The organism is Pleomorphomonas sp. T1.2MG-36 (assembly GCF_950100655.1).
GTDB lineage: Bacteria > Pseudomonadota > Alphaproteobacteria > Rhizobiales > Pleomorphomonadaceae > Pleomorphomonas.
In genome coordinates, this window is the sequence record NZ_CATNLY010000012.1 from 838,228 (window position 1) to 861,586 (window position 23,359).

20 protein-coding genes are annotated in these 23,359 nt (G+C 63.4%); 9 read left to right on the forward strand and 11 right to left on the reverse strand.

Going from position 1 to position 23,359, the window contains the following annotated elements:
- Positions 1-17: 17 nt before the first annotated feature.
- Positions 18-818: an HpcH/HpaI aldolase family protein gene (locus QQZ18_RS10770; RefSeq protein ID WP_284540879.1), complete on the reverse strand. Its 801-nt coding sequence runs from the start codon at positions 816-818 to the stop codon at positions 18-20.
- A 316-nt stretch (positions 819-1,134) separates the two neighbouring features.
- Between QQZ18_RS10770 and QQZ18_RS10775 the strand changes: the two genes are divergently transcribed.
- Positions 1,135-1,977: an IclR family transcriptional regulator gene (locus QQZ18_RS10775; RefSeq protein ID WP_284540881.1), complete on the forward strand. Its 843-nt coding sequence runs from the start codon at positions 1,135-1,137 to the stop codon at positions 1,975-1,977.
- A 72-nt stretch (positions 1,978-2,049) separates the two neighbouring features.
- Here the strand turns inward: QQZ18_RS10775 and QQZ18_RS10780 are convergent, their stop codons facing one another.
- From QQZ18_RS10780 to QQZ18_RS10795, 4 genes are all read right to left on the reverse strand, one after another.
- Entirely contained in the window at positions 2,050-3,129 is a 1,080-nt protein-coding gene (locus QQZ18_RS10780; RefSeq protein ID WP_284540882.1) for an ABC transporter ATP-binding protein, read from the reverse strand.
- Positions 3,130-3,132: 3 nt separating this feature from the next.
- The gene (locus QQZ18_RS10785; protein ID WP_284540883.1) at positions 3,133-4,029 is read right to left on the reverse strand and encodes a carbohydrate ABC transporter permease; all 897 of its coding nucleotides are present in this window, start codon (positions 4,027-4,029) and stop codon (positions 3,133-3,135) included.
- Entirely contained in the window at positions 4,029-4,925 is an 897-nt protein-coding gene (locus QQZ18_RS10790; RefSeq protein ID WP_284540884.1) for a carbohydrate ABC transporter permease, read from the reverse strand. Before QQZ18_RS10790 ends, QQZ18_RS10785 begins: the two co-directional genes overlap by 1 nt.
- Before the next feature lie 61 nt (positions 4,926-4,986).
- On the reverse strand, positions 4,987-6,228 hold the full coding sequence (locus QQZ18_RS10795) for an ABC transporter substrate-binding protein (RefSeq protein WP_284540885.1): 1,242 nt from the start codon (positions 6,226-6,228) through the stop codon (positions 4,987-4,989).
- A 242-nt stretch (positions 6,229-6,470) separates the two neighbouring features.
- On the opposite strand from QQZ18_RS10795, the gene QQZ18_RS10800 reads away from it, so the two are divergent.
- The 5 genes from QQZ18_RS10800 to QQZ18_RS10820 all read left to right on the forward strand — a co-directional run bounded on the left by QQZ18_RS10800 (position 6,471) and on the right by QQZ18_RS10820 (position 13,091).
- A complete protein-coding gene (locus QQZ18_RS10800) occupies positions 6,471-7,478 on the forward strand; it encodes a LacI family DNA-binding transcriptional regulator (RefSeq protein WP_284540886.1) in 1,008 nt (335 codons plus the stop codon).
- Between the two features lie 50 nt (positions 7,479-7,528).
- Positions 7,529-9,892 (forward strand): GH36-type glycosyl hydrolase domain-containing protein, encoded by a 2,364-nt coding sequence (locus tag QQZ18_RS10805; protein WP_284540887.1) that lies wholly within the window; start codon positions 7,529-7,531, stop codon positions 9,890-9,892.
- 20 nt (positions 9,893-9,912) lie between these two features.
- On the forward strand, positions 9,913-10,425 hold the full coding sequence (locus tag QQZ18_RS10810; protein ID WP_284540888.1) for a gluconokinase: 513 nt from the start codon (positions 9,913-9,915) through the stop codon (positions 10,423-10,425).
- Complete coding sequence (edd, locus tag QQZ18_RS10815) at positions 10,422-12,242, forward strand: phosphogluconate dehydratase (protein ID WP_284540889.1); 1,821 nt, start codon at positions 10,422-10,424, stop codon at positions 12,240-12,242. Before QQZ18_RS10810 ends, edd begins: the two co-directional genes overlap by 4 nt.
- 261 nt (positions 12,243-12,503) lie before the next feature.
- Entirely contained in the window at positions 12,504-13,091 is a 588-nt protein-coding gene (locus QQZ18_RS10820) for an NADPH-dependent FMN reductase (protein WP_284540890.1), read from the forward strand.
- A gap of 99 nt (positions 13,092-13,190) precedes the next feature.
- Here the strand turns inward: QQZ18_RS10820 and QQZ18_RS10825 are convergent, their stop codons facing one another.
- The gene (locus QQZ18_RS10825) at positions 13,191-13,943 is read right to left on the reverse strand and encodes an IclR family transcriptional regulator (RefSeq protein WP_284540891.1); all 753 of its coding nucleotides are present in this window, start codon (positions 13,941-13,943) and stop codon (positions 13,191-13,193) included.
- 329 nt (positions 13,944-14,272) lie between these two features.
- Here QQZ18_RS10825 and QQZ18_RS10830 point away from each other — a divergent pair, with 329 nt between their 5' ends.
- The 3 genes from QQZ18_RS10830 to QQZ18_RS10840 all read left to right on the forward strand — a co-directional run bounded on the left by QQZ18_RS10830 (position 14,273) and on the right by QQZ18_RS10840 (position 18,753).
- Positions 14,273-15,181 carry a dihydrodipicolinate synthase family protein gene (locus QQZ18_RS10830; RefSeq protein WP_284540892.1) on the forward strand — a complete coding sequence of 303 codons (909 nt, stop codon included), beginning with the start codon at positions 14,273-14,275 and terminating at the stop codon, positions 15,179-15,181.
- A gap of 27 nt (positions 15,182-15,208) precedes the next feature.
- Positions 15,209-17,185, forward strand: coding sequence for a YjhG/YagF family D-xylonate dehydratase (locus QQZ18_RS10835; protein ID WP_284540893.1), 1,977 nt, complete (start codon positions 15,209-15,211; stop codon positions 17,183-17,185).
- Positions 17,186-17,403: 218 nt separating this feature from the next.
- Positions 17,404-18,753, forward strand: coding sequence for a gluconate:H+ symporter (locus QQZ18_RS10840; RefSeq protein ID WP_284540894.1), 1,350 nt, complete (start codon positions 17,404-17,406; stop codon positions 18,751-18,753).
- A 75-nt stretch (positions 18,754-18,828) separates the two neighbouring features.
- Here the strand turns inward: QQZ18_RS10840 and QQZ18_RS10845 are convergent, their stop codons facing one another.
- From QQZ18_RS10845 to QQZ18_RS10865, 5 genes are all read right to left on the reverse strand, one after another.
- On the reverse strand, positions 18,829-19,827 hold the full coding sequence (locus QQZ18_RS10845; protein ID WP_284540895.1) for a Gfo/Idh/MocA family protein: 999 nt from the start codon (positions 19,825-19,827) through the stop codon (positions 18,829-18,831).
- Positions 19,828-19,918: 91 nt separating this feature from the next.
- The gene (locus tag QQZ18_RS10850) at positions 19,919-20,335 is read right to left on the reverse strand and encodes a VOC family protein (RefSeq protein ID WP_284540896.1); all 417 of its coding nucleotides are present in this window, start codon (positions 20,333-20,335) and stop codon (positions 19,919-19,921) included.
- Between the two features lie 64 nt (positions 20,336-20,399).
- Positions 20,400-21,110, reverse strand: coding sequence for a 3-keto-5-aminohexanoate cleavage protein (locus QQZ18_RS10855; RefSeq protein ID WP_284540897.1), 711 nt, complete (start codon positions 21,108-21,110; stop codon positions 20,400-20,402).
- A gap of 163 nt (positions 21,111-21,273) precedes the next feature.
- Positions 21,274-22,230 carry a sugar ABC transporter substrate-binding protein gene (locus QQZ18_RS10860; RefSeq protein WP_284540898.1) on the reverse strand — a complete coding sequence of 319 codons (957 nt, stop codon included), beginning with the start codon at positions 22,228-22,230 and terminating at the stop codon, positions 21,274-21,276.
- Between the two features lie 80 nt (positions 22,231-22,310).
- Complete coding sequence (locus QQZ18_RS10865; protein WP_284540899.1) at positions 22,311-23,318, reverse strand: ABC transporter permease; 1,008 nt, start codon at positions 23,316-23,318, stop codon at positions 22,311-22,313.
- Positions 23,319-23,359 lie beyond the last annotated feature (41 nt).

Below are 23,359 nucleotides of genomic sequence, written 5' to 3' on the forward strand. Positions count from 1 at the left end.
GAAGACAGTGCCGGCGATCAGCCGTCGAGCGCGGCGCGGACGGCGCGGAAGCCCTGATTGAGGAACATGATGTCGTTGCCCATGATGATCATGTCGACACCCTTCTGGGCGAGGCGCTGGGCGCTTTCCTTGTCGGGCGGGATGCAGGGCGCCATCACCTTGATTCCGCGGGCATGGCACTTCTCGATGAGTTCGTCGAGCTTGTCGTTAACCTCGGGGTTCGACATTGAATAGTCGATCGAGATGCGCCGGGAGATCGAGTAATCGGCAGGCCCGAAATTGATGACATCGATGCCCTCGACATCTAGAATCTCATCAATGTTGTCGAAGAACTCGTAGCTTTCCGCCATGGGGATGACGAGCGTGTTGTTATTCTCGCTCTCCATGTAGCTCGACCACTGGAATCCCGGGCCAGCGAATCCGGCGGAGCGAACCGAAGCGTCTCCTCCGCGCCGACCAAGCGGCGGGAACTTGGCGGCACGAACGATCTGCCGCGCCTCGGCGGCCGACCCGACCTGCGGAATGATCACGCCGGCGGCGCCGATCTCCAGCGTCTTGCGAATGTCCCATTCATTGGTGCCGCGAACCCGCACCAGCGGCGCGATGCCGCCGACCCGAGCGGCCAGAACGAGCTTCTCCATGTGCGAGTCAATATTGACCGGCGTGTGCTCCGCATCAATGAAGGCGAAGTCCAGGCCCCAGTTGGCAGCGATTTCAACACCGGCACAGCTACCGCTATAGAGCGTTACACCATAGGTCGTCTTGTTTGAGCGCAGCTTTTCATTAAGCTCATCCCGCTGCTTGTTCGATCCGCTCACATTTTCCTCCATCGGCTCGATTCATAACGTGCACAATTTCTGCCCAGCTGAGAACTACATGTCACACAACTGGACCGCATTGCTTACCTTCGGTTCGCAAACGGCTGGACTGGGGGAGTTCGTGTCGCCTGGAACCGCGCCTGAAACCCGTTCTGGAGACCGATACCGAGCATCCCCATTACGGATTTTCATTCCGCTATTCGGAATAATCTTCTAGAACGCGGGTTATCTCTTGTCAATCGGGCTCGCTACGATTTAACGCTATGACACGCGATCCCACGCGGGATCATTGAAAGCCCGTGGGCAACGGAACGACATGATGAAAACCACAGCCGAACGACACGACAAGACAGCCGAGCCGACCACCGGCGCGAGCGCGCAGAAGAAGAGAAGCGACGATCGCGGTTCGCTGAAGTCGATGCAGAAGCTCATGGCCGTGCTGGACTGCTTCTCGGTCTACGAGCAATCGCTGACGCTCAACGACATCGCCGTGCGGTGCGGCATACCCAAGACGACCGCCCATCGGCTGGTCACATCGTTGAGAGAGGTCAAGCTCCTCGAGCAGGACCACGAGCGCGATCGCTATCGCATGGGCATCCGCCTGTTCGAGCTCGGCAGCATCGTGCTCGCCAACCTCGACATATTCTCGCGATCTCGCCATCTGGTGCAGAGACTGATGGACACGACAGGCGAGGACTCGCACCTCTGCGTGTTCGACGGAACGAACGTCATATCGGTGGAGCACATCGAGCCGGGCAGTGGCCGCGTGAACTGGACGACCGCGCTCTCGATATCGCCGGCCTACTGCACGGGCGTCGGGAAAGCGGTGCTTGCCTACCAGGACAGTGCAGTCTTGGCCAAGATCGTGCGCGGTGGCCTGCGCCCGTTCACGCCGAACTCGATTACCGATCCGGATGTTCTGGCCGCCGATCTCGAGGCGACACGCCAGCGCGGCTATTCCATAGACAACGCCGAGCACCAGCCGCTGATCCGCTGCATCGCGGCGCCGATTCGCAACGTCACGGGCCGCGTGTTCGCAGCCGTCAGCGCGTCCGGCCCGGCGAGCCGGATGACCGACGACAGGCTCTTCTCCTTTGCACCGCTGGTCATGGCCACCGCCGACGAGATCTCGCGCCTGTCGGGATACAATCCTCGCTAAATCGCGTGCCGACCGGATGTTTCCATCCGGTCGGCACGATACTTCATAAGCCGGCGCCTGCTGGCGAGCGCTTCAGAGCCGCCAGCCGGTATCCACATCGAAGAAGGACGCCTTCTGGACGTCGATGTTGACGGGGAAGGTGCGGTCCGCCTCGCAGCCGTCGTCCTGCCCCACGAGATGCGACAGGCTGACGCCGTCGAACGTGGACCAGGCCAGAATGCTGCTGCCCATCGGCTCGATCAGCGATACCTTTCCTTCAATGACCTGAGCACCGTCCTTGGCGGGCAGGATGTGTTCCGGCCTGAGACCGAGCACGACCTTTCGTCCGCTTTCCACCGCCTGCGCAAAGGGGTAGCGGCTGACGTCCAGGCGAAACGCACCGGCGGCGAAGAACAGGCGCTCACCCTCCGCGACGAACTGCCCCTCGACCTTGTTCATGGCCGGCGAGCCGAGGAAGCTGCCGACGAACTCGTTGGCCGGCTTGTTGTAGACGTTGAGCGGCGTGTCGAGCTGCTGGATGATGCCGTCCTTCATGACGGCGATGCGATCGGCCAGCGTCAGTGCCTCGATCTGGTCGTGGGTCACGTAGATCATGGTCGACTTCAGCGTCTTATGCAGCTTCTTGATCTCAAGGCGCAATTCGGCCCGGAGCTTGGCGTCGAGATTGCTGAGCGGCTCGTCGAACAGGAAGATATCGGCGTCGCGCACCAAGGCGCGGCCGATGGCGACGCGCTGTCGCTGACCGCCGGAGAGGGCCGATGGCTTGCGGTCGAGCAAGTGGGTGATCTGCAGGAGCTCCGCCGCCCACTTCACCTTCTTCTCGATGATCGCGCGGTCGATGCCGGCGATGCGCAGCCCGAAGGACAGGTTTCGCTCGACGCTCATCGTCGGATAGAGCGCGTAGGACTGGAACACCATGCCGATGCCGCGATCCTTGGGATCGGTCCAGGTGACATCCTTGTCGTTGAATAGAATGCGGCCGCCGCTGACGTCGACGAGCCCACCGATGGCGCTCAGCAACGTCGACTTGCCGCAGCCGGAAGGACCAAGAAGGACAAGGAACTCGCCGTCCTGGATCGTCAGGTCGAGGCTTTTGACGATCGCCACGTTGCCGTAGCTGATTTCCAGATTTTGCAGAGAGACTGAACTCATGGCTTAACCCTTCACGGCACCGGAGGCGATGCCGCGCACGAACCAACGGCCGGACACCAGATAGACGGCGAGTGGAACCAGCGACGTGAGCACGGTTGCCGCCATGTTGACGTTGTAGGCGCGCTCGCCGGTGGTGGTGTTGACGATGTTGTTGAGCTGGACAGTCATCGGCAGGTTGTCGCGACCCGCGAAGACGAGGCCGAGCAGGAAGTCGTTCCAGATGGCGGTCACCTGCATGATCACGGCGACGATGGCGATCGGGATCGACATCGGCAGGATGATCGAGACGAAGATCTTCCAGAATCCGGCGCCATCGATGCGCGCCGCCTTGAACAGCTCGACCGGCAGGCCCGAATAGTAGTTGCGGAACAGAAGCGTCATCACCGGCATGCCGAAGATGATGTGCGTGATGACGATGGCGGGCAGCGACCCATAGATGCCGGTCTGGGCGTAGAAGCGGACCAGTGGGTAGATGAACACCTGATAGGGGACGAACGAGCCGAGCAGCAGGCAGGCGAACAGGACGTTGGCGCCCTTCACCTTCCAAAAGGACAGCGCGTAGCCGTTGAGGGCGCCAAACAGAATGGAAAAGGCGACGCTCGGCACCAGGATCTTCACGGAATTGCCGAAGCCGACCTGGAGGCCGGTGCACTCAAGGCCCGTACAGGCCGACGTCCATGCCTTCACCCAGGCATCGATGCTGAACTGCTGCGGCAGCGAGAAGATCAGGCCGAGACGTATTTCCTCCATGCTCTTGAACGACGTGACGAGCATCACGTAGAGCGGCAGCAGGAAGAACAGCGCCAATACGCCAAGGAAGCTGTAGATGCCGACGCGTCCCCAGACTTCCTGGTAGGTGAGCGGACGCTTGCGGACGGTAGCCGATTTTGCCTGAGACATCAGGACATCCTCCCACTCTTGCGGAAGTACTGGGAGTAGATGACGGGCGCCATGACCAGGAGAACCGTGACGAGCATCACCGTGGACGCTGCCGTGGCGAGGCCGATGTTGGCGCGCTCGAACAGATTGTCCATGATGAACTTGGCCGGCACTTCGCTGGCCGTGCCGGGACCGCCATTGGTCATGGCGACGACGACGTCGTACATCTTGACGATGCTGATCGACAGCAGCACCAGCGAGGTGATGATCATCGGCCGAAGCATCGGCAGGACGATCGAAACGTAGACGCGCCAGGCGGGGATGCCGTCGATGCGGGTTGCCCGCCAGATCTCGGTATCGACGCCGCGCAAACCGGCGAGGATCAGCGCCATGACGAGGCCGGCGCCGTGCCAGACGGTGGCCAGGATGATGGCGTAGAGCACCATCTTCGGGTTGACCACCCAGTCGAGAACGAAGCTCGTGAAGCCGAAGCCATGCATGGTGTGCTGGATGCCGAGATCCGGATTGAGGACCCACTGCCAGACGAGACCCGCCACCACGAAGGACATGGCGTAGGGGTAGAGGAACACGGTGCGGAACAGGCTTTCGCCGCGGACATTCTGGTCGATGAAGATCGCCAGGAGGGTGCCGAGCAGAAAGCAGATCAGCAGAAAGAAGAAGGCGATGATCGCGAGGTTGCCCAGCGAGGTCATCCAGCGCGGCGTATCGAACAGGGTGAGGTACTGGGCAGCGCCGACGAAGTCGTACCTCGGCAGCAGCTTCGAGCTCGAGAACGACAGCCGGACCGACCAGGCCATGGTGCCGAGATAGGCGAAGATGACGACAAAGGCCATCGGCAGCAGGGCGATGTAGGCAACCAGGTTGCGCTTCACATGCCGGGAAAGTTCGGCTCCCACGTGCTCCTCCCTAGGAAATGACGGGAAGACGGACGACCGTCTTCCCGCATCTTGCAGCAGATCAGCCCTTGAGGGCCTTCTCGAAGCGCTCGACGGCCTGATCGACGGTCATCGGCGAGTTCCAGAGTTCGGTGACGATGTCCTGCACGGAGCCGTACACGGACTCTTCCATCATCTGGGACGCATCGGGAGCCTGGCGGGCCGGATCGGACATGATCTTCATGCCGAGCTGGGCGCAGGCGTCGAGGCTCGACACATCGACGTCGGCGCGGATCGGGATCGACCCCTTGAGGTTGTTGAACTTCACCTGCACGTCGGGATTGGTCATGGTCTCGACCAGCAGATGCTGAGCCTTCACCTTCTCGGCGTCATCGGTCTTCGGGAAGACGAAGACGTCGCCGCCGAGGACGTAGGGCGAGTCGGGGCGAAGGCCCGGAATGCAGCCGTAGTCCTTGCCGATTTCCTTGTTGGCCTGCTTGAACTCGCCCTTGGCCCAGTCGCCCATCACCTGGAAGCCGGCCTCGTTCTTGATGAGAAGCGCGGTGGTGTCGTTCCAGTTGCGGCCCGGCGAGGCCTGGTCGACATAGGGCTTCAGGCTGATGAAGGTTTCGACGACCTTGCGGAACTCCGGCGAGCGGATCGCCGCTTCGTCCTTGTCGCCGTAGACGGACTTCCACAGGGCGCCGCCGCCGACGTTGGTGAGCATCGCCGAGAACAGCGAGTTCTCCTGCCAGCGCTGGCCGCCGAGAGCGAGCGGGGTGATGCCGGCCGCCTTGAGCTTGTCGAGAGCGGCGAAGAACTCTTCCATGGTTTCCGGCGGCTTCTCGACGCCGGCCTTGCTGAGGGCGGCGTTGGAATACCAGATCCACAGGGGCATGTGGATGTTTACCGGCGCGGCGTAGTACTTGCCGTCGACCTTGACTGCGTTGGCGATCGGCGCCGGCAGAACCTTGTCCCAGTTGTTCTTCTTGGCGACTTCATCGATGTCGTTGAGAAGACCCTCGCCAATGATCTCGTGATACTGGCGCGAGGTGTTGAACAGCGCGGCCGTCGAGGGATCGCCACCGACGATGCGGTTGATGGCGGCGCTACGGGCGGCCGAGCCGCCGGCAACCGCGTTGTCGACCCACTTGCCGCCAGCGGCATCGAAGGCATCGGCGAACACCTTGATGGCGGCGGACTCGCCACCGGACGTCCACCAATGGATGACTTCGGCATTCAGCGGCTCCTCCGCCTTCGCGACTCCCGTCGCCGCCGCAATGGCGATCGCCGACACGGCGACCATTTGCTTCATTCCGATCATGATTCCTCCCAAACGGGTAGCGCCAAGGCGTTCCGGCCGGCCCGACCTTGGATGACAAGGGCTCCTGATCCAAAAGTGGGATCGGTTCCATTTTTGAACTAAGAGGCTTGATTTTGTCAATGCACCTTGCGAGAAAAGAAGGGCAGGAGAAATGCGCAATCGGTGGGTATCGATTTTCTCTCATTTAAAAACAAAAGGATAATTGCTATTGTGCTGGGAGATTGGGTGATCGGAGTTCCGAAATGGCGACGGTAAAGGACGTGGCAAAGCTGGCCGGCGTGGGGTCCGGAACCGTTTCGCGATACATTTCTGGAACCGGTTCCGTTTCCCGCAAGTCGGCTGAGAAGATTGCCCGGGCCATCGAGCAGCTCAACTACCGGCCGAACAGCATGGCGCGATCGCTGTCATCGCGCCGATCCGACCTCATCGGTGTATGGGTGCCGTCGCTCGAAGGGCCCTACTACCACATGATGATCCGAACGATCGAAAGCGCGCTTCGCTTGCACGGCAAGCATATGATCCTCGCCAACGCCGAGGATGCGCAGTCGAACGAGGACCGCCTCGCCCATCTCGACTATCTCATCAATCGCGACTGCGACGGCATCCTGATTTCGAGTTCCCTGCAGAGCGAGTTCGAGCTGGCGAAATACGCCGAGAAGTTTCCCAACGTGGTGGTGATCAACCACCACACCGAAGAGTTGGTCGGCCGATCCTTCTCGATCGATCACGACCTCGGCGGCCGCCTGGCGGCCCGGCACCTCGTCGAACTTGGGCATACCCGCGTGGCGACCATCACCGGTCGGCTTTCGGCGCAGGACGCCCGAGAGCGCCACCATGCGTTTCTCGACGAGATGGCCAAGCTCGGGCATCCCGTCGCCCCGGAGCGGATCATCGAAGGCGCCTTCTCCTATGCCGGCGGCGAGCAGGCCGTCGCGGCGCTGCTGGCTTCGGGCGCCGACTATTCGGCGGTTTTCTGCGGCAACGACAAGGTGGCGATGGTGCTCATCGCCGAACTGCACAAACGCGGCATTTCGGTACCGGGCGACGTGTCCATCATCGGCTATGACGACGTCGAGTTCACGCCCTACACCGCTCCGGCTCTCAGCACGATCCATGCGCCGATCGAAGAGATGAGCCAGTCGGCCTGCCATCAGCTCCTCAACCTCACCTACGGCCTCGAACTGCCCTACCAGGAACACTTCGAGCCCTCACTTTCCGTGCGGCAATCGACGGGACCGTTCCGTTCCTAGATCGACGCGCGCTCCGACCCATGTGTGGCCATCCCTTCCGAGAGACCTCAATGCCTTCCTTCATCGACAACGGAACCCGGTTCCACCTGGACGACCCGACGCTGGCGCCCAACTCGGCCGGCTACCTGTGGAATCGCCGGATGATGATCCAGATGAACAGCCGCGGCTATGCCGTGAGCCAGTACATGGATCCGGAGCCGCGCAAATACGCGCACCCGCCGATCATTCCCGCGCCGACCTTCATGCTGCCGGAGCAGAGCTATTATCCCAATCATCCCGGCCGCTTCTTCTACGTTCGCGACAACGACACGGGGGAGCTGTTCTCAGCGCCTTACGAACCGGTGCGCGCCCAGCTTGACCGCTTCGCCTTCGAGCCGGGCCTGTCCGACATCCGCTGGCTGATCGAGAAGGACGGCGTTCGGGTCGAGCTTTGCCTCGTCCTGCCGGTCGATGACGTCGCCGAGCTCTGGACGGTGAAGATCACCAACACGATGACCGCGCCGAAGAATCTGTCCTTCGTGCCGTTCTTTCCGGTCGGCTTCATGTCCTGGATGAACCTGGGCGGACACTTCGACGCCGATCTCAACGCCGTGCTCTGCACCTCGGTCACGCCCTATCAGAAGATCGAGCAGTATTTCAAAAACCAGCATCTCAAGGACATCACCTTCCTCGCCGCCAGCCGCCGCCCCGATCATTTCGAAGTGGCGCAGCAGGCTTTCGAGGGCGAAGGCGGCCTGCATGCTCCCTCGGCACTGGCCGACGGCGGCCATCTTCGTGACGGCGAAGCCTATTATGAGATCCCGGCCTGCATCATGCAGTGGGATCTGACCATCGCCGGTGGTGAAAGCGAGGACTTCCGTTTCGTGTTCGGCCCGGCCAAGGACGAGGCAGAAATCGCCGCGCTCAAGGCAAAATATCTCGATGGCGACATCGAGCAGGTTCGCCGGGACTACCATGCCTACGTGGTCGATGGCGGCCGCAGTTGCCTGAACGTCCAGTCGCCGGACGAAACGTTCAACCACGTCGTCAATCACTGGCTGCCGCGCCAGGTGTTCTACCACGGCGATACCAACCGCCTGACCACCGACCCCCAGACCCGCAATTACCTGCAAGACGCGCTGGGCATGCTGTTCATCCGGCCGGAAGCGGCGCGCGCCGTCATCCTGCACGCGGTCAGCCAGCAGCATGTGAGCGGCAAGATGCCCGACGGCATCTTGCTGCGGCCCGACGCCGAGCTGAAGTTCATCAACCAGGTGCCGCATACCGACCATGGCGTCTGGCTTGTCATCACCGCCAAGGCCTACCTCGACGAGACCGGCGACCACTCGATCCTGGACGAGATGGTGGCCTGGACCGACGATCCCGCACCGGCCAGCGTCCGCGAGCACGTCACGCGCGCCTTGCGCTTCCTCGCCGCGGCGGTCGATGAACGAGGACTGCCCTACATCGAGCAGGGCGACTGGTGCGACCCAATGAACATGGTCGGCTACAAGGGCAAGGGCGTCTCCGGCTGGCTGGCCGAGGCGTCGAGCCATGCCATGTCGCTGTGGTCGGAGGTCTGCGCCGCCGAAGGCGATGCAGATACGGCCGGTTGGCTGAAGGCAGAGGCGGACGCTCTTGTCGAACGGATCAACCGCCACCTCTGGGATGGCGACTGGTATGGCCGCGGCATCACCGACGACGGCGTGGTCTTCGGCGTGTCGACCGACACGGAAGGCCGCATCTTCCTCAACGCTCAGAGCTGGGCGCTTCTGTGCGGCGCCGCCGACGAGGACCGCAAGACGCGGATGCTGAAGGCCATCGACGAACAACTGGTCACGCCCTATGGCGTCGAAATCCAGGCGCCTTCGTTCACCGCCATGCGGGAGGATATCGGACGCCTCACCCAGAAATGGCCCGGCGTGGCCGAGAACGGTGCCGTCTACAACCACGCCGCCGCCTTCTATGCCGCTTCGCTGTATCACGTCGGCGAAGGCGACCGAGGCTTCAACGTGCTGCGCGCCATGATGACCAACCCCGACCGGGAGGACATTGCCGCGCGCGGTCAGCTGCCACTCTACATTCCCAACTACTATCGGGGCGCCTATCGCCAGTTCCCCCGCACCGCCGGCCGCTCCAGCAACCTGTTCAACACGGGCACCGTCGCCTGGGTCTACCGCATGGTGATCGAGCAGCTCTGCGGCGTGCGCGGCGACGGCAAGGGCGCGGTGATCGCGCCGCAGGTGCCCTCGTCCTGGCAGACGTTTGGCTTCACCCGGCATCTTCGCGGCGCAACGTTCAACGTGACGTTCTCGCGCGATGACGGCATCGCCGAGCAGGTGGTAGAGATCGATGGTCAGCGCATTGAGGGCGGCAGGCTTGCCGTCATCGACGCCGGCCGTATGTATGACGTGAGGGTGAAAGCCCCCCGCTGAAACGCGGCAGGGAGAGACCAATGATTGTGATCGTCATGGGCGTGTCGGGAAGCGGCAAGACGACGGTCGGCGAGTTGCTCGCCGAGCGCCTGGGCTGCGGCTTCTCCGATGCCGACGACTTCCACCCCGCCGCCAACGTCGACAAGATGCGGGCCGGCATTCCGCTGACCGACGACGACCGCTGGCCGTGGCTGAAGGCGCTCCGACAGGCCATCGACGACTGGAAGGCGGCCGGAGAAAGCCGCGTGATCGCCTGTTCGGCCCTGAAGGCGGCCTATCGCGACGTCCTGTCGCCTGGTGACGACGTGGTCTTCGCCTTCCTCAAGGGCAGTGCCGAAACGATCGCCGGCCGGCTCAAGGCGCGCAAGGGCCACTACATGAACCCCAATCTTCTGGCGAGCCAGCTTGCCACGCTGGAAGAACCGACGGATGCCATCGTCGTCGATATCGCGCCGCCGCCGGCGACCGTTGTCGACGAGATCATGGCGCGGCTCGACGCGCCGGGGGCTAGCAAGGAAAAGAGACGCACATGACCGTCCGCTCCATCATCGCCGACGTCACCGAGCGTATCGAGCGACGCAGCCGAACGGGCCGCACCGCCTATCTCGACGGCATCGAACGGGCGCGCGATGCGATCCGTGCCGCAGGCCCGGCTCGCCATCGCCTGCCCTGCTCCAATCTCGCGCACGGCTTTGCCGCCTGCCCGGCCGACGACAAGCAGCGGCTTGCCGGCGGGGAGGCGATCAACCTCGGCATCGTCACCACCTACAACGACATGCTTTCGGCGCACCGCCCCTACGAACGCTATCCGGAACTGATCCGCGCCGAAGCGCGCCGGCTCGGGGCCGTTGCCGAGGTGGCCGGCGGCGCGCCGGCCATGTGCGACGGCATCACGCAGGGTCGCACCGGCATGGAGTTCAGCCTGTTCTCGCGGGACGTCATCGCCATGTCGACGGGCGTCGCCCTGTCGCACGACATGTTCGACGCCGCGCTGATGCTGGGCATCTGCGACAAGATCGTCCCCGGCCTCGTCATGGGCGCCCTGGCCTTCGGGCATCTGCCGACGATGTTCATTCCCTCCGGCCCCATGCCGACCGGCCTCGGCAATGCCGAGAAGAATGCCGTCCGTCAGGCCTATGCCGCCGGCCTGGCAACCGACGCCGACCTTCTGGAGGCGGAGGCCAAGTCCTATCACGCGCCCGGCACCTGCACCTTCTACGGCACCGCCAACACCAACCAGATGCTGATGGAGATCATGGGGCTGATGCTGCCGGGGTCGGCCTTCGTTGCGCCGGACACACCGCTGCGCGATGCCTTGACCCGCGCTGCCGTCGCCCGGGCTGTCGCCATCGCCGGCACGGGGGAGAACAGCATACCCATCGGCCGGCTGCTCGATGCCCGCAGCTTCGTCAACGGCATCGTCGGCCTGTGCGCCACCGGCGGCTCGACCAACCTGACCATTCACCTGATCGCCATGGCCCGCGCCGCCGGCCTCATTGTCGATTGGGACGATTTCTCCGCCCTTTCAGCGGCGACGCCGCTTCTGGTGCGCGCCTATCCGAACGGCAAGGCGGACGTCAACGGCTTTCGCGATGCCGGCGGCGTGCCCTTCCTGGTGCGCGAACTCAGGCGCGACGGCCTGCTGCACGACGATGCTCTCACCGTGCTCGGCACAGGTCTGGCGCCTTACGAACGCACGCCTCAGCTCGACGTCACCGGGATGCTCGTCTTTACCGAAACGCCCCTCGCCAGCGCCGACGAGACCGTGGTCCGGTCGGTTGCATCCCCCTTCCAATCGACCGGCGGCATCAATCTCCTGACCGGCAACCTCGGGCGGGCGGTGATCAAGTCGTCGGCCGTCGCGGCCGAGCATCAGACCGTCGAGGCGCCGGCACGTGTCTTCGCCTCGCAGGAAGCCTTTCTCGCCGCCTTCAAGGCAGGACTCGACGAGGACTTCGTCGCCATCGTCCGCTTCCAGGGGCCGCAGGCCAACGGCATGCCCGAGTTGCACAAGCTGACCCCGGCGCTCGGCCTGTTGCAGGACCGAGGCCGCAAGGTAGCGCTCGTCACCGACGGCCGCATGTCCGGCGCCTCCGGCAAGGTGCCGGCGGCCATCCATGTGACGCCGGAAGCCTCGCGTGGAGGACCGATCGGGCGCGTCCAAGATGGCGATCTGGTCAGGCTTGACGTGGCAACCGGCCGCCTCGACGTGCTCGTTCCCCCGGAAGAGTGGGAAACCCGCCGACAGGCTATGGCAGAGCCCAGCGACGAAAGCAGCGACAGGCGCCTGTTCGGCGTGCTGCGGCGAGCCGTCGGCACGGCTGAAGAGGGGGCGACGGCTCTCGGCTGAGAGACTTGCCCGGCCAACAAGCCCAGTCCTTGTCGGGCCGTTGCGCGGTGGCCTATCTCGACCCGATGGCCTCAGGCGTCCAAGATGGGGCCTTTCAAGATCGGCAACGCGGCCCGCTTTCAGCGCAGCCTTGCCGCCAGATTGACGCGACCGTGGGCCGGCGGCTCCCTTGGGCTGGCCGATACCCGAAGGTGCCCCTTGTAAGAGCGCGTACTAGTTGTAAGGTCCTTACCTATTAATACGCACATAGATGAGGTCACCATGTCTCATAAGCCCCGGATCGCCCTTATCATCGGATCCACGCGCCCGACCCGCTTCGCCGACAAGCCGGCACAATGGATGCTCAAGCAAGCCCAAGCCCGAGACGACATGGAGGTCGAGCTTGTCGACCTGCGCGACTATGCCCTGCCGTTCTTTGCCGAGAAGGCATCGAACCTGTGGATGCCCAGCGAGGATCCGGCAGCGATCCGCTGGCAGCAGACCATCGCCCGTTTCGATGGCTACATTTTCGTCGTCGCCGAGTACAATCGCTCGATTACGGGCGCTCTCAAGAACGCTCTCGATCAGGCTTATGTCGAGTGGAATCGAAAGCCGTTCACCGCCATCGGTTATGGCGGCCTGGGAGCCGGACGCGCCATCGAGCATCTGCGTCTGATCGGCATCGAGCTGCAGATGGTGCCGACCCGCAGCGCCGTTCATATCGGCGGCGGCGACTTCATGGCCGTGTCGCCGATGGGGGCGAACAAGCCGGTCGAGGATATCGAGGCCAACCTTTTGCCGTCCGCGAAGGCGGCCCTTGACGATTTGGTCTGGTGGGCCAAGGCAACAAAGGCGGCCAAAGCCGGCTGACGCCTCAACGTCGGTGAAGATGATCCCGCTTTAGTTGTACCCCGAAGATCGCCGGCCGCCGAATGAGCGGCCGGCGATTTCGCATGCACATTTCGCCGGTCAGTAGCCGAGGTCGTGCGAGACGCTGGCGCCCGTGGTCTTCAGCTGTTCGATGAACGACTTGAACTCATCCATCGACACATTTTCGACGACCGTCGATATGGAGATTGCGGCCACCAGCTTGCGATCGTGGCCCCAGATGGGGACGGCAGCGCACCGGCAACCACGGACATTTTCCTGCTCGTCGACGGCGAAGCCATCCGTCCTCACCCTGGCGAGTGCCGCTTCATAGACGTCCCGCTGGGTGATGGTGTTCTCGGTGGACGTTGAGAAGTCATAGCCGTCAAGCGTCTTGCCGATGAAGCTTGGCGACTGGAAGGCCAGCAGCACCTTGCCGATGGCCGTGGTGTGGATCGGCATGCGCCGCCCTATTCGGGAATAGACGATGATCGACCGCGTTCCCTCGACCTTGTCGACGTAGACGCCCGACTTGCCGTCGAGCACGCCGAGGTGGACCGTCTGTCCGGTTCGCTCCGACAGGCTTTCGAGATAGGGACGCGCGACGGCGATGAAATCGCGCGATCGCTGCACCAAATACCCGCGTTCGAGCAGCTTCACGCCGAGGCGGTACGGAGCATTGGCACCCGTCTGCTCGATATAGCCTTGGGCTTGCAGGGTCTTCAAAAGCGAATGGAGGGTGCTTTTGTGCATTCCCGTCATCTGGCTGATCTCGGCCAGATTGAGCTCGACCTTCTGCTCGCTGAACAGTTCGAGAATGTTAAGGGCGCGCTCCACAGCCTGAATCAGCGGCATCTCACGACAACTCCAGCGGCAGGACCGAACCCTGCGAGTCTTGATTTCAGTTCGATTAGTGCTCCGACGAGACCAATCCAAGAGCGGAAAGACGACATCGGCGCCATCGGGACGGACAAGCGCGGCAATGACGCTCTTGCTCGGCATATCGATTTCCCGTTTTGCGACAACAACATAACCATTGGAAGCCCCTGAAACTCCTGATCATGCGGGTCTTTGCCTACACAGCATCCCGGATTTACCGGTCCGCGAGCCGTCGTTAACGTACGACATTATAAAACATCGTTCTATAATGTAGAACGCCTAGACGTAAGGTTCAGGAGTTTCCAATGGCTGCAACGCGTTTCGAAGGCATCATTCCGCCAGTGTCGACCATCTTCACCGAGGCAGGCGCTTTCGACCCGAAGGGCCAGGCGCTGGTGATCGAGAAGCTGATCGCCGCCGGCGTTGATGGCCTCTTCATCTGCGGCACCGGCGGAGAGTTCTCCCAGATGACCACCGCCGAGCGGAAGACGGTGGCCGAGTTCGCGGTGAAGCAGACGGCTGGACGCGCCAAGGTGCTGATCGGCGTCGGCTCCAACAACCCGCGCGAGGCCATTGAACTGAGCGTCCACGCCGAAGCCATCGGCGCCGACGGCATCGTTGCGGTCAACCCCTCCTACTGGAAGGTCACCGAGCCGCGGCTGCTCAAGTACTTCACCGATATCGCCGCCGCCACCAAGCTGCCGGTTCTGCTCTACAACATCCCCTTCCTGACCGGTCAGGATCTGACGCCGGCTTTCGTGAAGTCGGTGGTCGAGGCCGCGTCCAATGTCGTCGGCATCAAGGAGACCATCGATTCCATCGGCCACATCCGCGAGATGATCAACGTCGTCGGCGCCGTTCAGCCCGGCTTCCAGGTTCTTGCCGGCTATGACGACCACCTGCTGACCACGCTGATGCTGGGCGGCGCAGGCGTCATCTCGGCCAGCGGCAACTTCGCGCCGGAACTCTCCATCGGCATCTACAAGGCTTTCCGTGCCGGCGATTTCGCCAAGGCGGTGGAACTGCACAGCCGCCTGATCCGCCTTCCGTCGATGTACGCTCTCGACACGCCCTTCGTGAACGTGGTCAAGGAGGCGATGCGCCTCACCGGCCTCGACATCTCCACCTACTGCCTGCCGCCCGCCGGCCCGCTGTCCGCCGACAAGCTGGCCCGCCTCGCCGATCTGCTGAAGCAGGCCGGTCTCGTCAAATAATCAACCAACCGTCGGAGGAAGGCGCCCATGTCCATCAAGGAAATCTACGACGAGAGCAACGAAGCCGTCTATGTCGCGGCAACCAATGCTCCTGGTCCCGCCGGCAAGCTGCCGCTGACGCCGGACATGCTGATCAACCGCCCGAGCGGCGATATTTTCGGCATGACCCTCAACGCCGGCATGGGCTGGGAACCGGAGAAGCTGAACGGCAAGGAAGTGCTGGTCATCGGCGTCACCGGCGGCATCCGCGGCGAGGATGGCAAGCCGATCGCCCTCGGCTTGCACACGGGCCACTACGAGACGCCGCTTCAGTTCGAGGCGGCGGCGCGCGAGGTGGCCAAGGCCGGAGGCGTTCCCTACGCCGCCTATGTCAGCGACCCCTGTGACGGTCGCACGCAGGGCACCACCGGCATGTTCGACTCCCTGCCCTACCGCAACGACGCCGCCATCGTCTTCCGTCGGCTGATCCGCTCGACGCCGGTGCGCAAGGCGGTCATCGGCCTCGCGGCCTGCGACAAGGGCCTGCCGGCCCTGATGATGGCGCTGGCCTCCCAGCGCGACCTGCCGACCATTCTCGTTCCCGGCGGCGCCACGCTGATGCCGACCAAGGGCGAGGACGCCGGCAAGGTTCAGACCATCGGCGCCCGTTTCGCCAATGGCGAGCTGACGCTGGACGAAGCCAGCGAGCTCGGTTGCCGTGCCTGCGCATCGGCCGGCGGCGGTTGCCAGTTCCTTGGCACGGCCGGCACTTCGCAGGTCATCTCCGAGGGTCTCGGCCTTGCCCTGCCGCACTCTGCACTGTCTCCGTCCGGCCAGCCGGTCTGGTTGGAAGTTGCCCGCCAGTCGGCACGCGCGGTGCTGCAGCTCGAAGAGCGCGGCATCACCACCAAGGACATCGTAACGTCGAAGGCGATCGAAAACGCCATGGTGGTGCATGCCGCTTTCGGCGGTTCGACCAACCTGCTGCTGCATCTGCCGGCCATCGCGCACGCCGCCGGGCTCCCCATGCCGACGGTCGACGACTGGACGGCGGTGAACCGTCGCGTGCCGCGCCTCGTCAGCGTCATCCCCAACGGCCCGGTCTATCACCCCACCGTTCGCGCCTTCATGGCCGGCGGCGTGCCGGAAGTGATGCTGCACCTCAGGGCGCTCGGGCTTCTCAACCTCGACGTTCTCACCGTGACCGGCGAAACGCTCGGCGCCAACCTCGATTGGTGGGAAACCTCCGAACGCCGCCGCCGCTTCCGCGACATGCTTGAGAAGCAGGACGGCGTCAGCCCCGACGACGTGATCATGCCGCCCGCCAAGGCGGCTGCCCGTGGCCTCACCTCCACCATCACTTTCCCGATCGGCAACATCGCGCCGGAAGGTTCGGTGATCAAGTCGACGGCCATCGATCCGTCGGTGATCGGCGAGGATGGCGTCTATCGGCACAAGGCCAAGGCCAAAGTGTTCGTGTCCGAGGTCGATGCCATTCACGCCATCAAGTCCGGCAAGATCGTCGCTGGCGATCTGATGGTGCTGATCGGCGCGGGGCCGTCCGGCACCGGCATGGAAGAGACCTACCAGGTCACCTCCGCGCTGAAGCATCTCTCCTACGGCAAGCACGTGGCGCTCATCACCGACGCCCGCTTCTCCGGCGTGTCCACCGGCGCCTGCGTCGGCCATGTCGGACCGGAAGCGCTGGCCGGCGGGCCCATCGGCAAGCTGCGCGACGGCGACGTCGTGGAGATGGTGGTCGACTGCCGCAAGCTGACCGGATCGCTGAACTTCCTCGGCTCCGAGGATAAGCCGGTCAGTGCCGAGGAAGGCGCCGCCATTCTGGCTGCCCGTCAGCCGCACCCCGATCTGGCGCCGCAGGCCGAACTGCCCGACGACACCCGCCTCTGGGCGGCGTTGCAGGCGGCGAGCGGCGGCACCTGGCAGGGCTGCGTCTACGACGCCGACCGGATCATCGAAGTGCTGGAAGCCGGCCGAGCAGCGCTGGCCGCCAAGAAGAACTGACTAAAACCGGAGAAGGGGCGGCAGCGTCTCTTCTCCATAAAACTGCCGGCACTCGGGGCCGGCATGTGGAAGGCACGGCGGCCGAGGGGGCCGGTCGTCCATCCGAACAACGCGGCGGACCATAGCTACCGGAGCGGCGACCTAGCCGCTCCGGCGGGGGCGGTCTGCTGTCTTCGCCGGCCCGGCCGGCAACGCAAGCCAAACCAAGGGATGAGGAAATGCCTTTAGTCATCGTCGTAGCCGGCATCGTGCTGTTGCTGCTGCTGATCATGAAACTGAAACTGAACACGTTCGTTTCGCTGATCATCGTCTCCTTCTGCGTCGCGCTGGCCCTTGGTCTGCCGCTCGACAAGGTGGTGAAGTCCATCGAGAGCGGCCTTGGCGGCACGCTCGGTCATATCGCCCTGATCTTCGGCCTCGGCGCCATGCTGGGTCGCCTGATCTCCGACGCCGGCGGCGCCCAACGCATCGCCGTCACGCTCATTGAGAAGTTCGGCGAGAAGAACGTACAGTGGGCGGTGGTCGTCGCCTCGTTCATCATCGGCATCGCGCTGTTCTTCGAAGTCGGACTCGTGCTGCTGGTGCCGATCGTCCTGACGATGGCCAAGCAGATGAAACTGTCGCCGCTGCACCTCGGCGTGCCGATGTGCGCCGCGCTCCTGGCCACCCATGCCTTCCTGCCGCCGCATCCCGGCCCGACGGTCATCGCCGGCGAATACGGCGCCGACATCGGCCAGGTTCTGGTCTATGGCATCCTGATCGCCATTCCGGCGGTGATCATCGGCGGCCCGGTCTACAATGCCATCGCCAAGCGGATCGTGCCGTCGGGCTTTGCCAAGAAGGCCGACCTCGACGCCATCGGGTCCTTCAAGACCTTCGATCTCGACAAGACGCCTGCCTTCGGCATCTCGGTGCTCACGGCCATGCTGCCGGTGATCATGATGTCGGCCGCCGCCATCATCGCCGTGATCCGCAGCGAAGCGGGCATTGCCGACAATACCGGCTTCGCCATCATCCGTCTGGTCGGTGACGCGTCGGTGTCGATGGTTGTATCGCTGCTGTTCGCCATGTGGACCATGGGCGTCAAGCGCAGCATCCCGGTCAAGGACATCATGGCGTCCTGCACCTCGGCTGCCAGCCACATCGGCATGATGCTGCTGATCATCGGCGGCGGCGGCGCCTTCAAGCAGGTGCTGATCGACGGCGGCGTCGGCAAGTACGTCGCCGACCTGTTCGCCGGCACCAACGCCTCGCCGCTGATCTTCGCCTGGGGTGTCGCCGCTCTGCTGCGCATCTCGCTGGGCTCGGCGACCGTGGCCGCCATCTCGACGGCCGGTCTGGTCATCCCGATGCTGGCGACGCACAACGTCAACCTCGCCCTGGTGACGCTGGCCACCGGCGCCGGCTCGGCCATCTGCAGCCACGTCAACGACGCCGGCTTCTGGATGTTCAAGGAGTACTTCGGCCTGTCGATGAAGGAGACCTTCGGGACGTGGACGGTTCTGTCCACCATCGTCTCGGTGCTCGGCCTGATCGGCGTGCTCATCCTTGAGGGCTTCGTCGGCTGACGACAAGTCACCCGAAAGAATCGGCGGCCGCGACACCCCGTGTCGCGGCCGCTTTTCGTTCCGGCGAGCTTCGACTCATCCGGGCTTCTTCGCTTCGCCGGGATAGACCACCCCGATCTGCCGCCTGATGTCGTCGAGCGTTTCCATGATGGCGACGCTTTGCTCCAGCGGCAGAATGGGACTCACCCGCTCGCCGGCGGCAACAAGACGCTCCAGCTCGACGGCCTGGAAGTGCATGCCGCGCCCTTTCATGGCGGCGGGCTTGAACTCCTCGAGGAGCTTCTTCTCGCTGTTGTAAATCCGGAAGCCGGTCGGCGCGTACCAGACGCCGTCGATCTCGACGTGTCCCTCGGTGCCGTTGATCTCGGCGCGATTGCTGCCGGGGGCATCGCTGGCGGACACCGTCAACGCGCTGGCCCCGTTCGCATAGCGGAATATGGTCGAGACCTCGGCGTCGGCGCCGGTCGCCTTCAGGCGCCCCGACGCGAGCACCTCCCTCGGCTGTCCGAGAATGTCGAACGCAAAGGAGATTGGGTAGATGCCGAGATCCAGCAATGCTCCGCCGCCGAGTTCCAGCGCATTGAGACGGTGGTTCGGATCGTCGGGCAGATCCTGCGTATGGGTTGCCACCAGCGTGCGGATCTCGCCGATCATGCCGCTCGCCAGCGCCTCGCGCAGCCGGACCATGTGCGGCAGGAAGCGGGTCCACATGGCCTCGAGAACGACGACGTCATGCTCGCGGGACAAAGCCAACAAATGCCGGGCCTCCGCGCCGGTCAGCGTGAAGGACTTCTCGACCAGGACATGCTTGCCTTCGGCAATGCAAAGTTCGGCCGCGCTCGCATGGAAGGGGTGCGGCGTCGCGATATAGACGACGTCGACCTCCGGGTCGGCGGCAAGCGCCTCGTAACTGCCGTGCGAACGGGGAATGCCGTGCTTGGTGGCGAAGGCGACCGCCGTCTCGATGGACCGAGAGCCGACCGCCGTCACTTCCATGTCGTTGTCGAGCAGATCCTGCACAAAGAGATCGGCGATCCACCCCGTCGCCAGAATGCCCCAACGTAGCTTGGCCATGAACCGTCTCTCCCTTCGCCCCTCAAAGTGCATCTGTCGGGGGTGAGCCTCGCATTAATCTGACAAAAGGTCGAGGCTCACGAAGGCGGGACTATTCGCCGATGTCGATCTCGACGGAAGCCACCGAGCGGGGGGCGGGGCCTTGGAAGACGGCCTCGACGTTGTTGCCGTCCGGATCGAACAGGAAGGCCGCGTAATATCCGGGGTGATACGACCTTATCCCCGGCCCGCCATTGTCGCGACCGCCGGCGGCGAGTCCTGCCTGGTAGAACCGCTTGACTGCCTCCTGGTCGTTCGCCTGAAACGCCAGATGCACGTGCGTCGCCTCGCTCTCGTCCTCTCCCAAGGCGTCGATCCAGAGCTCGTCGCAGGCAATATGCCAATCGTCGTCCGCCAGAAGCGGGCAGTCGAGAGCCCCGAGCACCGCGCGGTAGAACTTCGCCGTGGCGGGGAAATCCCTGGCCCTCAGCTGGATATGGTCGATCAGGCGGCCTCGATGCAGAATCATGCTTGGTCCTCGTCTGGCGCCGCCCTCCGTCCATGAGCGAGGCGCTGTCTCCTCGCCCGCAAGACTACCCCATCATCCTGACGGCGTCCGTCACCAGTTGAGCGTTGTCGCGGGCCACCTCGCCCGTTGCACGGCGGCAACCGTCCTCCAGGCCGACGCGAGTGGACCACCGGTGCTGACGGGCCAACTCGACGAAGTGCCAAACGGTCGCGTCAGCCCCATGGAGGAGGATCGGCCGGGCCAATCCCGCTTCGCCGAGAACCGTCACGATCCCATCGACGACGGCCTCGCCTGCCTGGATCTCCTGCTCTTCGATTTCGATCAGAATGCGAAGAACGCGCCGGCACTCAGGCAATGCAACGAGCCGCTTGGCGTCGTCGATGCTCGCCAAGCCCGCTTCGACGCCAACGCCCATGCCTTGCAAAAGACCGATGATCGCTGGGGCATCCGGCTCGGAGAGGTTGACCGAAGCGTAGTCCGGCAGCACGCGCCAGGCGGCTATATAGTCGCGCGTCCGGCGCTGGTCGTTTTCGATCCAGGCACCGGTGGACACGCCGAGGAGCGTTCCCGGACAGGCGCGTCGGACAAGGCGGATCGTCTCATCGACGGCCGCGAGACTTTCGCGACCGTCGGCGGCGCGAGCATGAAGGTGAATCTCGGCCGCTCCAGCAGCGACACAGGCGGCGCTATCCCGAGCCATCGCCTCGACCGTCAGCGGCAGGGCCGGATGATAGTCGAAAGGACGCGCGCCATTGATGCAAGCTTGAACGATCATCGTGGTCTCCAGTCTCTCGAAACGGCGATCCAGCCATTTTCAGCAGAGAAAGTGACCTCAAACTGTCAGCAATACCGGAAGGCCGCAGCCCGATTTCCTGGGATATCCAAACGAAAAGGGGCGGGAAGACGGTCCCGCCCCAGTCTGTCGATTACTTCATCAATTACTTGATGGCGCCCGACTTCTTGTGGATCTCGATGAACTGAGCCACGTTGTCCTTGGTCACCAGCGGGCAGTCGATGTCGGTGTCGATCTGGGTGATCTTGCCGGTCAGCAGGTCATGGGCGACGCTGATGTTCTTGGCAGCGAGGTCATAGGCGTTCTGCAACGCCGTGGACGTCATGCGGCCGGACTGGATCAGCAGCATGGCCTCAGCCGTGCCGTCAACGCCGTAGGCGAGCATCTTGTCGAACTTCGGATCGTCCTTGACGACTTCCAGGGCACCAGCGGCCATGTTGTCATTCATGGAAACGACGGCGTCGATCTTGTCGTTGGCCTGCACCCAGTCTTCCATGAAGCGCATGGCTTCTTCTTTGTTCCAGTGCGCGATCTGCTCGCCGACGATCTTGACGTCGGAGCGCTTGTCGAAGAACTCCTTCTGCCAGGCATCGCGGCGCATGTCGGCATGCATGTTGCCCGACGGGCCGTTCAGCACGACGACATTGGCGCCCTGCGGGATCTGGGTGAGCGCCAGACGGGCGTTCACGGCAGCCTGCTCGTACGGATCGGCGTCGACCGACGACGAGCCGGGGATGTCCTTGATGCGGGCGTTCGTCGTGATGACCTTGACGCCATCCTTGACGGCCTGCTCGACATAGGGACGCTGAGCTTCGCCGTTGTTCGGCTGAACAATGATCAGGTCGTACTTGTTGGCGACGGCGTTTTCGATGAACGCATTCTCCTTGGCGTCGTCGGCCTGGGCGTCCATGACGTCGACCGTCATGTCCGGGTATTTCTTGACTTCGTCCATGATGCCGTTGGCCAGCCAGGCGGCAAAGGAGTCGGCCTGGGCGCGGGCGATGAACGCGATCTTGTAGTTCTGGGCCTGAGCAACCGTCGTCGCAGCCAGACAAAGGGCGGCCACGGCCGTGACGGTACGGATCGATTTCAGAAACTTCATTTGTATCTCCTCCAAGATATCTACTTAAGGGGGCAGCTATCGATCGATATGGGCCCCGCGTTTCCTCCAAAGCGAACGCACTAAGCTTTTGCCTCCTTTCGCTCATTCGGTAGCTTGGCTGCACCCAGGGTCTTCCTGGTGCGGTTGACCTTGGCCCACATGTCGTAGCCGACAGCCAGGGCAATGATGCCGCCCTTGATGACTTGCTGCAGGTACGAGTCGACGCCGGTCAAATTCATGATGTTGTTGAGGAAGCCGACGATGAAGGCGCCGGCGAGGGTTCCGCCGGCCGTTCCGAGGCCGCCGGAGAAGCTGGTTCCGCCGATGATGGCGGCGGTAAGCGCCTCGAACTCGTAACCCTGACCGGCATTGGGAGCGCCGACGTTGGTACGGGCCATCAGCAGGATGCCGGCAAGGCCGACGAAGGCACCGTTGATCAGGTAGGCGCCGATCTTGATCCGGCCGACGTTGATGCCGGAGGCGCGGGCCGCCTCCTCGTTGCCGCCCACGGCATAGAGCGAGCGGCCGAAGCTGGTGTGCCCAAGGATGTACCAGGTCACGAGACCGACGATGATCATGAAGAAGACCGGAAGCGGAACGAAGCCGATCTTGCCCTGTCCGAACCAGACATAATCGCCGATCTGGTAGATGTTCTGGCCCTTGGTGAAGAGAAGCGCGATGCCGCGGGCCACCGTCATCATGGCCAGGGTGGCGATGAAGGCCGGAATGTTGAAGCGTCGGACGAGAAGGCCGTTGACGAAGTTGCAGAGCACGCCGACGAGCAGGCCGACGGCGAAGGCAAGGGACAGCGAGCCGGTCTCCTTGAAGACAAAGACCGACAGGACGCCGGCCAGCGCCAACACCGAGCCGCAGGAAAGGTCCAGGAGGCCGCCGATGATCAGGATCGTTTCACCGAAAGCCAGGATCGTCGTGACGGAAATCTGAGCCGAGATGTTCGAGATGTTTCGCGGCGAGAGGAAGTTCTCGTTCAGCAGATTGCAGACGATGATCATCACGATAAGGACCAAGTAAATGGAGTATCGCGACTTGATCGTCTGCCACTTCTCCCTTGTCATCAGGTTGTTCATGTTCCGCCCCTTTACATCCCGTCGTCTGGAACACTTCCCGG

What these genes read in the sequence shown, in the direction of transcription:
- QQZ18_RS10775 (WP_284540881.1), top strand. Translation starts at nt 1,135, where the DNA reads ATGATGAAAACCACAGCCGAACGACACGACAAGACAGCCGAGCCGACC.
- QQZ18_RS10780 (WP_284540882.1), bottom strand. Translation starts at nt 3,129, where the DNA reads ATGAGTTCAGTCTCTCTGCAAAATCTGGAAATCAGCTACGGCAACGTG.
- QQZ18_RS10785 (WP_284540883.1), bottom strand. Translation starts at nt 4,029, where the DNA reads ATGTCTCAGGCAAAATCGGCTACCGTCCGCAAGCGTCCGCTCACCTAC.
- QQZ18_RS10795 (WP_284540885.1), bottom strand. Translation starts at nt 6,228, where the DNA reads ATGATCGGAATGAAGCAAATGGTCGCCGTGTCGGCGATCGCCATTGCG.
- QQZ18_RS10800 (WP_284540886.1), top strand. Translation starts at nt 6,471, where the DNA reads ATGGCGACGGTAAAGGACGTGGCAAAGCTGGCCGGCGTGGGGTCCGGA.
- QQZ18_RS10805 (WP_284540887.1), top strand. Translation starts at nt 7,529, where the DNA reads ATGCCTTCCTTCATCGACAACGGAACCCGGTTCCACCTGGACGACCCG.
- QQZ18_RS10810 (WP_284540888.1), top strand. Translation starts at nt 9,913, where the DNA reads ATGATTGTGATCGTCATGGGCGTGTCGGGAAGCGGCAAGACGACGGTC.
- edd (WP_284540889.1), top strand. Translation starts at nt 10,422, where the DNA reads ATGACCGTCCGCTCCATCATCGCCGACGTCACCGAGCGTATCGAGCGA.
- QQZ18_RS10820 (WP_284540890.1), top strand. Translation starts at nt 12,504, where the DNA reads ATGTCTCATAAGCCCCGGATCGCCCTTATCATCGGATCCACGCGCCCG.
- QQZ18_RS10825 (WP_284540891.1), bottom strand. Translation starts at nt 13,943, where the DNA reads ATGCCGCTGATTCAGGCTGTGGAGCGCGCCCTTAACATTCTCGAACTG.
- QQZ18_RS10830 (WP_284540892.1), top strand. Translation starts at nt 14,273, where the DNA reads ATGGCTGCAACGCGTTTCGAAGGCATCATTCCGCCAGTGTCGACCATC.
- QQZ18_RS10835 (WP_284540893.1), top strand. Translation starts at nt 15,209, where the DNA reads ATGTCCATCAAGGAAATCTACGACGAGAGCAACGAAGCCGTCTATGTC.
- QQZ18_RS10840 (WP_284540894.1), top strand. Translation starts at nt 17,404, where the DNA reads ATGCCTTTAGTCATCGTCGTAGCCGGCATCGTGCTGTTGCTGCTGCTG.
- QQZ18_RS10845 (WP_284540895.1), bottom strand. Translation starts at nt 19,827, where the DNA reads ATGGCCAAGCTACGTTGGGGCATTCTGGCGACGGGGTGGATCGCCGAT.
- QQZ18_RS10850 (WP_284540896.1), bottom strand. Translation starts at nt 20,335, where the DNA reads ATGATTCTGCATCGAGGCCGCCTGATCGACCATATCCAGCTGAGGGCC.
- QQZ18_RS10855 (WP_284540897.1), bottom strand. Translation starts at nt 21,110, where the DNA reads ATGATCGTTCAAGCTTGCATCAATGGCGCGCGTCCTTTCGACTATCAT.
- QQZ18_RS10860 (WP_284540898.1), bottom strand. Translation starts at nt 22,230, where the DNA reads ATGAAGTTTCTGAAATCGATCCGTACCGTCACGGCCGTGGCCGCCCTT.
- QQZ18_RS10865 (WP_284540899.1), bottom strand. Translation starts at nt 23,318, where the DNA reads ATGAACAACCTGATGACAAGGGAGAAGTGGCAGACGATCAAGTCGCGA.